Origin of the sequence: Brevibacterium sp. CCUG 69071 (assembly GCF_021023135.1) — a bacterium.
In the GTDB taxonomy this organism is placed as follows: domain Bacteria; phylum Actinomycetota; class Actinomycetes; order Actinomycetales; family Brevibacteriaceae; genus Brevibacterium.
The window spans coordinates 156,566-168,787 of sequence record NZ_PGFV01000001.1 but is presented as its reverse complement, the minus strand read 5'-3'; the positions used below and the strand labels follow the sequence as shown (position 1 = coordinate 168,787).

Here is a 12,222-nt window from a genome sequence, read left to right as displayed (position 1 = left end):
GGATGCCCCAGGTCCCAAGGATGCCCTTGGTCCCAAGGATCCCTTCAGCCCGAGCGATCAGCGCCGCTGCGTCCGCACCCAGGCGAGGGTGGCGAGCGCCGCCGCCTGATCGGGCAGATGAGAGTCATCGAAGAGCACCTCGGGCGAATGGTTCGTCGCGGCGGTCTCCGGGTCGACTCCGTCTGGGGAGACGAAGAGGAAGAGGAATGCGCCGGGCACCTGCTCGAGGACATAGGAGAAGTCCTCGGAACCCATCACCGGATTGGGTGATTCGACGACGCGTGCCTGTCCGAATGCACCGCCGAGCGTCTCGGACACGAATCGTGCCTCGCCCTCGTCGTTGACGGTCACCGGGTACTGCTCGACCCATTTCACCTCGGCGGTGCATTCGTGGGCCGCGGCGATGGATTCGGCCAACCGCGTCGCCGCGGTCGGGAACGACTTCGTCGTCTCGGCGGAGAGCGTCCGCACGGAGGCGCCGAGGCTGGCCGTGGAGGGGATGATGTTCACGGCGTCGCCGGCTTCGAGTTGGGTCACCTCGGCGACGATGGGATCGAAGACGCTGAAGGTGCTCGTGACCATGGAGTACAGGGCCTGGCCGAATTCCAGGAGCGGACGGATGGGGTCGGTCGAGTCCTCCGGGCGGGAGCTGTGTCCGCCCTTGCCGTGCATCGTCACATGCAGCGTGTTCGCTCCGGCCATGATCGTGCCCGGTCGGGTGACGAAGGTCCCGGGGACGCCCGGGGCGACGTGAATCGCATAGGCGGCGTCGGGGGTGCCGCCGATGGCGTCGAACATCCCTTCGTCGAGCATGATCTTCGCCCCGCCCTGTCCTTCCTCACCGGGTTGGAACATGAAGGCGACGGTGCCGGCAAGCTCGTCCTGGTGGGCCGAGAGCAGCTTCGCGGCACCGACGAGACCGGTCACGTGGAGGTCGTGTCCGCAGGCGTGCATGTTTCCGTTCGTCGAGGCGTAGTCGAGTCCGGTCGCCTCGGTGACCGGCAGCGCGTCCATATCGCCGCGCAGCAGCACGGTCGGGCCGGGCTTGCCGCCGCGCAGCACCGCGATCACGGAATTGAGGCTCGTGCCCGTGGTGATCTCGAGGGGCAGACCGGCGAGTGCGTCGAGGATCTTCTTCTGAGTCAACGGCAGTTCGAGGCCGATCTCCGGGTGGGCGTGCAGGTCTCGGCGCAGGTCGCGCAGTTCATCGGACAGGTTCTGTGCTTCGGTCGGGAAATCGATCGTCATGGTGCATCCTCTGCTGTGGTCGGGGTTGTTGCTGTGGTCGGGTCTGAACTGTGGTCGGGGTCTGGGTCTGTGATGGGGTCGGATCGGAGGTCCGCTCGGCGCACCGGGGTGCTCATCCGAGGGCAGCGCGCTGCACCGGACGGCCGAACCATCCGTCGGTGTCTTTGACGGGGGCTCCGCCCAGGAGGACGACCTTGACGTTGTCCGGCTCGGCCATTCGTGCGATGTCTGTCAGCGGATCGAAGTCGACGATGACGAGGTCGGCCAGCTTCCCTCCCTCCACCGTGCCGATGTGGTCGCCGAGGCGCAGCAGTTGGGCCGCATTCCTGGTGCCCGCGACGATCGCGTCCATCGGGGAGAGGCCGAGCTCGACGGCGTGCATCTCCTCCCGCAGGTTGACCCCGTGTGGGCACACGCCGGCATCGGTGCCGAGAGCGACCCTGACGCCGGCCTGCATGGCCTGCGCAACTCGCTCCCGGGCGATCGCCGACCATCTCACCTTCTTCTCGTAGAGGTAGCTCGGCACGTCCTTCGGGTCGGGCACGCGCAGAGCGCTGCTGAGCGTAGGCACGAGGAACGTCCCGTGCTCGAGCATGAGATCGATGCCTTCGTCGTCGATGCCGTAGCCGTGCTCGATCGACCGGACGCCGCCGCGGATGGCGGCTTTGATGCCTGCGGCCCCCTGGGCGTGGGCGGCCACCGGCTGACCGGACCTCTTCGCAGTCTCCTCGACGATGAGTCGCACGTGCTCTTCGGGCACCCCGATGTCATCGGGCGTGTCGGTCGGGCTGGAGACGCCGCCGGTGGTGCAGACCTTGATGACGTCGGCCCCGGAGCGGATGAGGAGACGGATGGTCCGACGGACGTCGTCGTCGGTGTCGATGATCGGATCGACGGGCATCTCCGGCATCGTCCGCAGCCCGTTGGGCATGGTGAAGTCGGTGTGTCCGCCCGTCGGCGAGAGCGGGGCGATCGCCAAGTGGATCCGAGGTCCGAGAATCAGCCCCTGTTCGATGCTGTCACGGAGCCCTCGGTCGGTGCCCCCGAGGTCGCGTGCCGTGGTCACACCGGCCATCAGAGTGTTCCTGGCGTTCACGGCGCTGCGGACCACTCGCTCCGAGGCGAATCGAGCGAGGTTGGCCTCTTGGTTCTCGATGGAGAGGCTGAGGTGGACATGGGAGTCGATGAATCCCGGCATGACCGTGGTTCCCTCGAGATCGATGATCCGAGCCTTCTCCCCCGCCGAGGTGGTCCCTTCGTTCCGGCGGACACCGACGTAGACGATGCGGTCGTCCTTGACTTCGATCTCGGAGGAGGTGATCGGGCCACCGCCGTTGCCGTCGATGAGAGTCGCTCCACGGAGGAGGAGATGCTCGGACCCGGACAGTGCGCCGGGAACATATGCTGCTGGCATTGCGGTCGGTGTTTCCTTTCGGGTGTGCAGATCACACAGAGGTCGTCGCCCTGCGTGCGGCTCAGCTCGACGAACTGAGCAGGGAGCGGATCAATCTGCGATAGGAGTCCTTCATCTCGGCATCGGTGTGAGCCTTCGAATCGGGTTTGACGGAGAGTCGAAACAATGTGAAACCGGCGATGGCGTCGAGAATGAGGTCGTGATCGAGGTCCGCGCCGATCTGCTCTCGGAACTGTGCCCGTTCCAGGATGTCCCGACCGATCACATGGCGCGCCTGCATATAGCCCTCGGAGATGAGGGGAATCACCTCGAGGTCGAACAGCGCCAGGAGCACACCATTCTGACGGTGTTCCGAAGCGCCCTCCTGCCGGAAGTTGACCAGATGCTGCCACGCATGTTCGACGAGGTCCTCGACGACATCGCCCGTGTCCGGAGTCCGACCGATGCTGATGCCCTCAAGGATCGCGGCTGCGACCAGTTCGGCCTTGTTCGGCCACCGACGGTAGATCGCGGTCTTGCTGCAACCGACCGCGGCGGCGACGTTCTCGATGCGGAGATTGACCATGCCGACGGCATCGAGGCGACTGCGCACCTCGTCGAGGACTCGAGCGGTGAGCTCATCGTCGAGCGGTCGACCCCGCGGGGTGAGTTGCGTCATGGAAACATAGTGGCACGGCGACTCAGATGAACGCAACAGTACGTAGCGTTTCGAAATGGTGAGCTGGGATCACGCGCGGTCCGCCGATGAGAACACACGGTCGATGCCTCAGGCCACGAGGTCGGCGAGAAGTGTTGCGAGCCCGGTTGCGACCCGCTGCCGTGCGTCCTCGCCGAGGATCGCGATCTGGATCATCGAGCCCTGCATCAGAGCGAGGACGGCAGGAACGTGTACATTCGCTCTGGCCGAAGCCGCTGCCTCCTCCATGCCCAGAGAGCGCTCGAAGTACGTCCTCAGATACGCCTCGAAGTGGCCGCTGAGATCACCGAAGATCTGTCGGGCCAACTCGGTGAAATCGGAGTCATGCGATGCCTCTCCCCAGACCTGCAGCACCAGAGGAGCGAAAGGGTTGTCATCGACGATTGAACCGAGCAGCTGAGGGAAGACGACGTGCGGAGGCGGCACCTCCTCCGTCGCGGCGAAGTCTCCCAGGACGCCGACACGCTGCTCCATGATCCGTCGCCCGACGTCGATCGTCAGCTCGGCCTTCGAGGAGTAGTAGATATAGACCGCCCCGGCCGATAGCCCGGCCTCCTTGATGATGTCGGACATCGAAGCGCCCGTGAACCCCTTGCGGATGAAGCAGGCGAGCGCGGCGTTTTGAATCCGCAGGCGCATCTCCTGCCTGTGCTCGTCCGTGACTTTCGGCACCAATCCTCCAAAACAGAATGATCATTCTTGATATATCGTACTCGAAGGAGTAAAAAGAACGAGTATTCGTTTTCAACGATTGGGCTGTCATGCCCACGAAGTTACTCAGCGGCTCGAACGGAGCTCGAGACCGCGACGACTCGCCCACCGCAACCGACCCCGCGGTCGAAGGCGCAGCCGAGAAGAAGCCGAGCCTCAAGCAGGCTCTGCTCGCAGCCGTCTTCGCCGCAGCCATCGTCAGCGTGGTGCTGCTGGCATTCAGCTGGCCGACCGTCACCTCCGATCCGAGGGATCTGCCGATCGCCGCCGTCGGCGACCAGGCGCAGATCGACCAGATCGCCGAGAACGCGCCTGATGGAATGCTCGACCTCAAGCAGGTCGTCTCAAGGGACGAGGCGGTGCAGCTGATCCACGAACGTGAGGTCTACGGAGCGTTCATCCTCGGCGATGAACCCGAGATCCTCACCTCCTCCGCCGCCTCCCCCGCGGTCGCACAGCAGCTCAACGGCATCGGCACGTCGATGCAGCAGAAGATCTTTCAGCAGGCGATCTCGGGCATGCAGGACGGCATGAAGAAGATGCAGGACGCCCTCGCCGCGGCGGCGCAGGGACCCGGCGGTCCGGGTGCGGCTTCCGGCGACCAGGCGCAAGCGCCCGATGCCACGGCTCCGGACGCCTCGGCGATGGAGATTCCTCAGGTGAAGATCACCGACGTCGTGCCTCTCGATGAGGACGACTCGACCGGTGCGGGACTGGCGATCGCCGGACTTCCGCTGACCATCGGCGGCATCGTCGGCGGTGTGATCACCACGATGCTGGTCCATTCCCGTCGGATGCGCGCCGTCGCCGTCCTCGCCTACGGCGCGATCGGCGGACTGGCTCTCACGCTCATCCTGCAGTCGTGGTTCGGCATTCTACAGGGCAACTTCGGGCTCAATGTCCTGGCTTCGGGACTGGCCGTGGCGGCGACTGCAGGGCTGATCAACGGGTTCGTCTCACTCTTGGGCCCGGGCGGCATCGCCATCGGCGCCGTGCTCACGATGTTCATCGGCAACCCGATCTCCTCCCTGCAGGCGCCGAAGGAATTCCTCGCCGGCGCGTGGGGCGACATCGGACAATTCTTCGTCCCCGGTGCCTCGGGAACGCTGCTGCGAGATCTCTCGTACTTCCCGGATGCCCCGATGGCGACGCAGTGGTGGGTGCTCATCGGCTGGTTCGCCCTCGGGATCGCGCTCATCCTGGTCGGGCACTTCGTCGCCCATGCGAAGAGGCGCAAGGCGCTGCACTGATCCGCAGCCGTGTGTGAGAACTGATCGGAGGCACCGAGAGTTTCGACTCTCGGTGCCTCCCTTCGTCGAGGTGTCCTGGCCCGGTTCGACCCGGCCGACCACGTCGCGACGATCACCCCGGCCGACCACCCCGCAACGATCATGGTCATGATGACACGTGCAGGCGGGGACTATCATCGGGGGCAGGAGGTCACACACGATGAGTGCACTGACGAACGTGACGATCTGCCGAACCTGTGGGGTCGAGTCGGCTGCCCCGTCCCCGCAGCTGTGCCCGATCTGCGCCGACGAGCGCCAGTTGGTGCCAGACGACGGCCAGGAGTGGACGACTCGCGAGGAGCTCGCCGCCGAGGGGCACAGCATATCGATCGAGGAACGCGAACCGGGCCTGTTCGCCCTACGTGTGGAGCCCAAACTCGGCATCGGCCAGACCTGCTATCTCGCGCAGACGGATGCCGGCAATCTGCTCTTCGACGTGCCGGCCTTCATCGACGACGAGGCGGTCGCGGCGATGGCCGAACTCGGCGGGGTCGATGCGATCGTGCCGAGCCATCCGCATATGTTCGGCGTCCAGCTCGAGTGGAGCGCCGCGTTCGCCGGCGCACCCGTCCTCATCTGCCGTGCGGACGCCGACTGGGTGCAGCGTGAGGGCAACGCCATCTGGCACTTCTACCATGAGGCGCGGCCGCTGCCAGGCGTCTCGGTCCATCGCACCGGCGGTCACTTCCCCGGCAGCGTCGTGGCGCTGTGGACGGGGCGAGACGGCACCGGGGTGATGCTCAGCGGTGATTCGATCGGGCCGGTCGCACGCTCGGGGTGGGTGACCTTCATGCGCAGCTTCCCGAACTATCTGCCGCTGTCGGCCAATGTCGTCAGGCGCATCGCCGCCTCGGTGGCTGATCTCGACTTCGACCGGATGTACGGCAATTTCGGTCAACAGATCTCTTCAGGAGCCTTCGACGCGGTCCAATCGTCGGCCGAACGCTACGCCGAATGGGTATCCGGGGAACACGACGACCTCACGTAAGTCATGCCGATCTGACACGGGTGTCAACGGTCTGAGCTGAGTCACGCCGATCTCACCTGCGTCACGACAGCCGATGCGCGCCGGCTCTCGCCGGCGGTTCCGGCAGGCGGCCTGCCTACCGCGAACGGAACTGCGCGGTGACGGGGCAGTCGAACGGATCGGCCTGTCCCAAGCCGACACGGTTGAGGTAGCGGATGATGATCCCGTAGGACTGCAGCAGCGTCGTCTCCGTATAGGTGATGCCGCGCTCGCGGCAGTACTCGCGGACCATCGGCTGCACCTTGTGCAGGTTGACACTGGGCATGCTGGGGAACAGGTGGTGTTCGATCTGATAGTTGAGGCCGCCCATGAGGAAGCCCATCGGACGACCGCCCGAGATATTGCGCGACATCAGGGTCTGGCGGCGCAGGAAGTCGATCTTGACGTCCTTCGGCACGATCGGCTGGCCCTTGTGGTTGGGGGCGAAGGAGCCTCCCATGTGCACTCCGAACACGGCCAGCTGGACGACGACGAAGACCGAGCCGATCAGCGGTCCGGCCGCCCAGATCGCGATGGCCGGCAGTCCGATGAGGCGAATGGCGATGAGCACTCCCTCGGTCCAGCGGCGTTTGATCGACGACTGTCCCCTGATGATCGCCTGCACCGACTGCACATGCAGCTGCAGTCCCGCGAGGGTCAGCAGGGGGAAGAACGCCCAGCCCTGTCGAGCGGCGAACCATTTGGCGAAACCGGTGCGCTTCTGCGCGTCCTCGGCGACGAAGACGAGCGTACCCGGGGCGATGTCGCCGTCGACTCCGGCCTTGTTCGGGTTTGCGTGGTGGAGTGCGTTGTGCTTCTTCAGCCACCACCCGTAGCTGAGTCCGATGAACAGGTTGCCGATGATCGTCGACACCCACTCCCCCACCTTGCCGCTGGTGAAGATCTGCCGGTGTGCGGCGTCGTGGGCGACGTAGGCGGTCTGTGTGAACAGCACTCCGAAGACCACGGCCGTGGCGATCTGCCACCAGCTGTCTCCGATGAGGAAGAGCATGGAGAACGCGACGACGTAGCTCAAACCCAGCAGCACGAACCGCAGCAGGTTCCAGCCGGGCCTTCGTGCCAGCAGCCCCGCCTCCTTGACCTGGGCCATCAGTGCGCTGAAATCGCTGGTGAACTCCTGCTCGGCGGTGCCCCGCTTCGCGCGCCTGCGCTCGAGGACCTCCGCGCGGGACTCCCGATCGGGAGCGGGCGTCGGCAAGGGTGTGCTGATGGTCTGACTCGGGTTCATACTCCTTACGGTACGAGACCAGGGTCGATCGCGCGTCACCCCAGGGAGCCGTTTTCGACCCCCTACCCTGGTAGGGGTGTCCGCGCCGAGGCGGCTCTGCCCTGGCGCCGACACTGAGAGTCGGTGCCGTGGAGTGAGGTCAGCGCTCGGGGTTCAGGGCTGCCCGCCGGGGACGACGAGACCCGATTCGTAGGCGGCGATGACCGCCTGCGCCCGGTCCCGAGCATCGAGTTTGAACAGGATCCGTGAGACGTGGGTCTTCACCGTCTGCACGGCGATGTACAGCGAGGCCGCGATCTCCTTGTTGGTTGCGCCCCGGGCGACCTGGACGAGGATCTCGCGTTCCCGATCGGTGAGGTCGGGCAGGACGGAGAGGTTCGAGGTCCGTGTGCCCGCGGCGAAGTGTTCGATGACCCGCCGAGTCACGCTCGGTGCCAGCAGCCCCTCTCCCGAGGCCACCACACGGACCGCCTCGGCGAGTTCGTCGGGTGGGGCGTCTTTGAGCAGGAACCCGCTGGCGCCGGCGCGGATGGCATCGAAGACATAGTCGTCGATGTCGAAGGTCGTGAGCATGATGATCTTCGGGCCGGTGACCGCGGACTCCTCATCGCGGACCTGTGTGCGAGCGGCGGTCACGATCTCGCGGGTGGCTTCGATTCCGTCGAGGTGCGGCATGCGCACATCCATGAGGATGACGTCCGGACTCACTTCGGCCGCCATCTCCACGCATTCGCGGCCGTCCTCGGCCTGGCCGACGACATCGATGTCGGGGTGAGCATCGAGGAGCGCGGCGAAGCCGGCTCTGACCATGGCCTGGTCATCGGCGATGAGGACTCGGATCACTCGTGGTCTCTTCTCTCGAGGTGGGCGCCTGGCCCGGCTGGTGGCGGTTCGGTCTGTGCTCGGTCGGTCTGTGCTCGGTCGGTCTGTGCTCGGTCGGTCTGTCCGGGGTCAGTCTTCTGTGCGGGGTCGGTCTGTGCATGGCCGGGATCGGTGAAGGTCAGTGGCAGCACCGCTTCGACCTCGAAGGTACCGTGTTCGGTCCAGCCGCTGCGGATCTCCCCACCGACTGAAGCGGCCCGCTCTCGCATGCCGATCAGACCCTGCGACCGATGGTCTCCCTGCCTCCCGGTATCGCCCGGGCCGCGGCCGGAGGTATTGACGATGCTGATCCGAACCGCACTTCCGCTGCCGCGAATGCGGATGGAGATCTCCGAGTCCCGGGCATGTCGGATGGCGTTGCTCAGCCCTTCCTGCACTATCCGGTAGCCCGCCAGCCCGGTGCTCTCGCGCAGCACATGGTCGACTCTCTCCCCGCTGCGTTCGAGGGTGACGGAGACTCCGGCCTGCTGGGCTTTCCTCACGAGTTCGTCGATGTCGGAGAACTTCGGCTGCGGGGCGAGCTCGTGGCCGCCCTCGTCGTTGCGCAGCACGCTGAGCAGACCGCGCATCTCGGTGAGCGCATGCCGTGCGGAGACGGAGATGTCATCGAATTCCCGGGCCACCTCGGCGTCGATGCCGGCATGCCGGAACGGTGCGCTCGAGGCTTGGATGTTGATGATCGACATGCTGTGGGCGACGATGTCGTGAAGCTCCCGGGCGATGCGCGTCTTCTCCTCGATCGCCACTCGCTTCGAGTGCTCCTCGGCGGTGTTCTCCTGCTCCTGAATCAGCTGCGACCGGATCAGCTGCCACTGCTGGACGATGACGGCTGCGACGTAGACCCCTCCGGCGATGCAGGAGAAGATGACGATGTTGACGATCGCCGCATCCGAATGACCGGCGTGGAACAACATCCGGCCGACCATCGCCGCCGCCGCGGAGGATCCGATGCTGCCGAGCAGCGCAGCCAGGGCGATGCCCCAATGCGCCCGCAGACCGAGGATCAGGATGACGAAGGTCTGCGTGATCATCATCGGCACCATCCACGGCCAGGGTGCCCCGTCGGCGGACGGACCGAGCAGGGGTAGGACCCCGCAGGCGAGCGAGGAGGCGATGGCTCCGAACAGCGGACGCAGCATCGACAGGGGCAGACACCCGACATGGATGAGAGTGACGAGGAGCGCGAGGGCGACCGGCGCCTCGTAGAGTCCCACCGCGATCGAGGACTCGATGGCGAGCATTCCGATCGCGGTGAGGATCACCGCCACCCAGGCGAGTGCCACGGGGTTGAGGCGGCGATTCGGGGGCAGGAATCTGTCGAACAGCTGGTTGATCACCACGGCTACCGATTCCCCTTCTGCGAACCAGGCCGAGCAGAGCGGTCGGCGGGCCCGGTTCGCCTCGTCCAGATGACAGTAGCAAACCGGTCTCCGCGGACCGTGATCGGTCTCATCGGCGGCGTTCGTCGTATCATTGTTGCGCACACCTTCGGCGCGCGCCGCCGCCTCACCGACGACGAACGACCGATATGACCTCTCCTGCACAGGCGAAGCCCCACTACGACCACCTCGACGGAATCCGCGGTCTGGCGATCGCTCTCGTCGTGGTCTTCCATATCTTCGTCGGCAAGGTCTCCTCCGGTGTCGATGTCTTCCTCTTCATCGGCGGCCTGCTGCTCATCTCCTCCCAGCTGAGGAATGTCGCCGATCCGAACGGCCGCACGCTCGGCTGTTCTCTGCTCAGAATCGTCCGTCGCCTTTTGCCAGCCCTCGTCACCGTCGTCGGGGCCAGCGTCATCGGCGTCCTCATCCTCTATTCGCGGGTCGAGCTGGGTTCGCTGTTCGGCGACGCTTCCGCCGCGGTTCTGCACTGGCTCAACTGGAGACTCATCGGCGTCGACGCCGAATACGATGCGGCGGGAAGCGCGACCACGCCGTTCCAGCATCTGTGGTCGATGTCGGTTCAGCTGCAGGTCTACCTGCTCATCATCGTGCTCATCCATCTTGCTCGCCGGTTGCCGAAGGCTCGGGTGATCTTGGCGATCTCCGTCCTCACCGTCGGCTCCTTCGTCTATGCCACGGTGCTCAGCCTCTCGGGTCAGCAGGCGATGAACTACTATTCGACGCTGTCGAGATTCTGGGAGATCGGCGCCGGCGGCCTGCTCGGTCTCGTCATCCTCACCTTCCGTCCATCCGCCCTGACGAGGACAGTGCTGTCCTGGGTCGGGTTGGTGCTCATCCTCTCGGTGGGGATCTTCTTCGACGGTGCGCAGCAGTTTCCCGGTCCGCTGACGCTCATCCCGCTCCTCGGCGCACTCTGCCTCGTCGTGTCCGGTCTCGACGATCGGTCGGCGTCACCGGGTGAGTCGGCAGCACCGGGTGGGACTGCAACACCGGGTGAGCCGGCATCAGCGAGTCCGAGCGGTGTGCGGGCGGAGTCCGCCCGCCGGCCTCCCGTCATCGTCCGATGTCTCGAATCGGCGCCTGCCGTCGAGCTCGGTCGGCTCGCCTACAGCCTGTATCTCTGGCATTGGCCGCTCCTCATCTTCGGGGTCAAGGTCACCGGGCTCGAGGCGAAGAATCCCCTGCTCGGCGTTCCGATCATCGTCGTCTCGCTCGGCCTGGCGTGGGTGACCTACCTCTATGTGGAGATCCCGCTGCGCAGCAGCCGCGCCGTCCTGCGCCCTGCGCCGAAACCGGCACGGGTGCCGGCGAGCACCGCGACGAGAGTGCGCAGGCTGCGATCCCTCGGCTTGGCCGCCGGTTTCGTCCTCGTCATCGCCTCCCCTCTCGCCGTGTCCGCAGCCGCCTCTGTGCAGCAGACGTCGGACGAGACCCGAATCGCCGAGGCCGTCGCCGAGGGCCGGGATGATTCCTACCCCGGTGCCGCCGAAGTCCTCGACGATGTCGCTCCTCGAGACGATGTGCCGATCTATCCCAGCCTCGTCGACCGCACGCAGATGATGCCCGCGGCAACCTCTGATGAGTGCATGACCGACCTGGCCAGCACCGCGATCATCACGCATAAGGCCGACGGTTCCGCCTGCGAGTACGGCGATGTCACCGCGGAGAGGGAACTCTACGTCGTCGGCGGTTCGCACAGCGAGCAGTGGTTGGGCGCGCTGGACACGATCGGCAGGGAACGCGGAATCAGAATCGTTCCGTTCCTCCGTTCGGGCTGCCCGCTCTACTACGGCGGGGAGGACGATGCCAACTGTGATGCCTGGTCGCGCAGCGTTGAGAAACGCATCTATGACTCGCCACCCAGCGAGGGCGTCTTCATGGTCTCGACACGGCCTCAAGGCGGAGACGCAGGCCATTCGGACTATGTGCCTCCGGAGTACCAGGACGTCTTCTCCCGCATCGCCGAGGCGGATATCCCGATCTTTGCCGTCCGCGACAATCCCTGGTTGAAGAACGACAGGGGCGAACAGCTCGATCCGCGTGCCTGCGCCGCGCAGGATCCCGCTGCGGACGACTGCGCCGTGCCGGCCGAGGCCGAGTTCGCTCGGTCCAACCCCGCCGAGGCGGTCCTGACCGATCCCCGTATCATCCACCTCGACCTCACCGAAGCCCTGATCAAGGAAGACGCCGTACGACCGGTGATCGGCAATGTGCTGGTCTACCGCGACTGGAACCACCTCACGGATCAGTACGTGCGGACCCTCGCGCCGGAACTCGAACGGCAGATGTATCCGGTCGACCACCGCTGATCCACACATGCTGG

At 65.6% G+C, this 12,222-nt stretch carries 10 protein-coding genes; 3 read left to right on the top strand and 7 right to left on the bottom strand.

Annotated features, from left to right (window positions below):
- Positions 1 to 57: 57 nt before the first annotated feature.
- The 4 genes from CV023_RS00770 to CV023_RS00755 form a co-directional block, all read right to left on the bottom strand.
- Positions 58 to 1,248, bottom strand: coding sequence for a M20 metallopeptidase family protein (locus CV023_RS00770; protein ID WP_230743564.1), 1,191 nt, complete (start codon positions 1,246 to 1,248; stop codon positions 58 to 60).
- Positions 1,249 to 1,360: 112 nt separating this feature from the next.
- Positions 1,361 to 2,662, bottom strand: a complete 1,302-nt coding sequence (locus CV023_RS00765) for a metal-dependent hydrolase family protein (protein ID WP_230743563.1) — start codon at positions 2,660 to 2,662, stop codon at positions 1,361 to 1,363.
- Between the two features lie 61 nt (positions 2,663 to 2,723).
- Positions 2,724 to 3,320 carry a TetR/AcrR family transcriptional regulator gene (locus CV023_RS00760; RefSeq protein WP_230743562.1) on the bottom strand — a complete coding sequence of 199 codons (597 nt, stop codon included), beginning with the start codon at positions 3,318 to 3,320 and terminating at the stop codon, positions 2,724 to 2,726.
- 108 nt (positions 3,321 to 3,428) lie between these two features.
- A complete protein-coding gene (locus CV023_RS00755) occupies positions 3,429 to 4,031 on the bottom strand; it encodes a TetR/AcrR family transcriptional regulator (protein ID WP_230743561.1) in 603 nt (200 codons plus the stop codon).
- An 89-nt stretch (positions 4,032 to 4,120) separates the two neighbouring features.
- Here CV023_RS00755 and CV023_RS00750 point away from each other — a divergent pair, with 89 nt between their 5' ends.
- Entirely contained in the window at positions 4,121 to 5,320 is a 1,200-nt protein-coding gene (locus CV023_RS00750) for an ABC transporter permease (protein WP_230743560.1), read from the top strand.
- A gap of 199 nt (positions 5,321 to 5,519) precedes the next feature.
- Positions 5,520 to 6,347 (top strand): hydrolase, encoded by an 828-nt coding sequence (locus tag CV023_RS00745; RefSeq protein WP_230743559.1) that lies wholly within the window; start codon positions 5,520 to 5,522, stop codon positions 6,345 to 6,347.
- A gap of 115 nt (positions 6,348 to 6,462) precedes the next feature.
- Here CV023_RS00745 and CV023_RS00740 read toward each other — a convergent pair whose 3' ends face one another.
- The 3 genes from CV023_RS00740 to CV023_RS18930 all read right to left on the bottom strand — a co-directional run bounded on the left by CV023_RS00740 (position 6,463) and on the right by CV023_RS18930 (position 10,040).
- Positions 6,463 to 7,614, bottom strand: a complete 1,152-nt coding sequence (locus CV023_RS00740; RefSeq protein ID WP_230743558.1) for a fatty acid desaturase family protein — start codon at positions 7,612 to 7,614, stop codon at positions 6,463 to 6,465.
- Between the two features lie 153 nt (positions 7,615 to 7,767).
- Positions 7,768 to 8,457: a response regulator gene (locus CV023_RS00735; RefSeq protein WP_230743557.1), complete on the bottom strand. Its 690-nt coding sequence runs from the start codon at positions 8,455 to 8,457 to the stop codon at positions 7,768 to 7,770.
- Complete coding sequence (locus CV023_RS18930; protein ID WP_230743556.1) at positions 8,454 to 10,040, bottom strand: sensor histidine kinase; 1,587 nt, start codon at positions 10,038 to 10,040, stop codon at positions 8,454 to 8,456. Before CV023_RS18930 ends, CV023_RS00735 begins: the two co-directional genes overlap by 4 nt.
- Between CV023_RS18930 and CV023_RS00725 the strand changes: the two genes are divergently transcribed.
- Positions 10,025 to 12,208, top strand: coding sequence for an acyltransferase family protein (locus tag CV023_RS00725; RefSeq protein WP_230743555.1), 2,184 nt, complete (start codon positions 10,025 to 10,027; stop codon positions 12,206 to 12,208). The two genes, CV023_RS18930 and CV023_RS00725, sit on opposite strands and share 16 nt — an antisense overlap.
- Positions 12,209 to 12,222 lie beyond the last annotated feature (14 nt).